This is a genomic window from Leptospira noumeaensis (assembly GCF_004770765.1).
GTDB classification, from domain to species: domain Bacteria; phylum Spirochaetota; class Leptospiria; order Leptospirales; family Leptospiraceae; genus Leptospira_A; species Leptospira_A noumeaensis.
Genome location: NZ_RQFK01000036.1, coordinates 1 through 1,387, shown reverse-complemented (window position 1 = coordinate 1,387; position 1,387 = coordinate 1). Strand labels below are relative to the sequence as shown.

At 35.5% G+C, this 1,387-nt stretch carries 1 protein-coding gene; it reads right to left on the bottom strand.

The features are described 5' to 3' along the window. Positions 1–549: 549 nt before the first annotated feature. Positions 550–915 carry a hypothetical protein gene (locus EHQ24_RS18855; protein ID WP_135603143.1) on the bottom strand — a complete coding sequence of 122 codons (366 nt, stop codon included), beginning with the start codon at positions 913–915 and terminating at the stop codon, positions 550–552. Positions 916–1,387: the final 472 nt, after the last annotated feature.

The window sequence follows — 1,387 nt, the reverse complement described above, 5'->3', positions numbered from 1 at the left end:
TGACGAAGTTTCCCGCCCTGAGCCTGCGTAGTAGGCGTTAGGGAGATCGGGAAATTTGCCGAAGGCCGAACGAGGCCGTGAGTGCCGAAGTGAAGCGTTAAGACGCTGTTAGTTGCAGTGTGCGCGTCGAGAAATGATTTCTGATAAGAAAGAACTGGAAGTCCACCAGAGAACATCAACAAACAGTGCAGAGTAAATCAATTTTGAGAAATCTTAAACAAACAAGACCGATCAAATTAATCTTTTGTATCAATCTTTGCTTAATAGATAAAAGCGAGAAAAAACGAACCTGGCGAGAACGAAATTCTGCACATTGCAACTAACGAACTAGTCTACTCGACGTTTCCCGCCCCTGAGTCCCAACGGGACGTTAGGGACTGGCACGTAGCTTGCGTATGCGAGCGAGTGACAGAAGGGAAATGTGCCGCAGGCCAAGCGAGGCCGTAAGTGCCGAAGCGCAGTGAGTAGACGCTGTTATGCGTAGTGCTTTAGGTATTATACAAATTCAAATATGAGATTGCTTTTGAATATTTAAATAGAACTACTTATCTAATTTTCATTTCTTTGTAAATTTTGAATGTTCGGCAGAATTTTTGGAGTTTCCGCATTACCATCAATGGAGTATACTTCAAGGCCAGCTAGTTTACTATTTACTTCAAATAGAAATATTCCGAATAAGTTGTTTTTATTATCTTTCCATTTAAAATCAGATATTATTGTTAGATTGCTCTTTTTATATTCTTTTCTATTTAAAAAATCGATGCTAGCACAGCCGCATTTACATTTATCTTGAACGATTATGTTTGCTATATTATTTATGTGATGTGTTAAATTGCTAGGGCTGTTTTTTAAAAGCCACAATATAATTGTAGTTTCTTCTTCTGTAAGGAGTCTTGGTAGTGCTTTTTGAACCAAGGAGTAATTTCTTGTCTTTATTCTATTAATGAATGTACAGAATTTATTAGACAACGTTAATTTAGAATTCTTTTTTATTGAATTTAGAATCAAGGACAAAGGAAATTATTATTATCCAGAAAGCCAAAGAGGGTAGCCACATCCATATGTTTTCAATCTTCAAAAAAAATCCAATTATGAATAACGGGTGAAGTGCAGAAAAGATGATAGTGGTAATGAATTGAATAATTGGAAACGGATTGTGTGGATGATTGTTAGAGGATAAATTTATACATATTGCATTTATAATTATAAATCCTATGTATACTAAAGTTAATCGATTTTTCATGTATTTAGTTTAGTAGATTATTTGTTTGTGAATACTTGGAAACACTGTCAGTATTTTGAAATAATTTTAGGTATGACTTCAAGAGATAGGTAACGATTAAGCGGCATGAGAAGGGTAACGCTTTTTAGTAACCTTTCTTGGCTT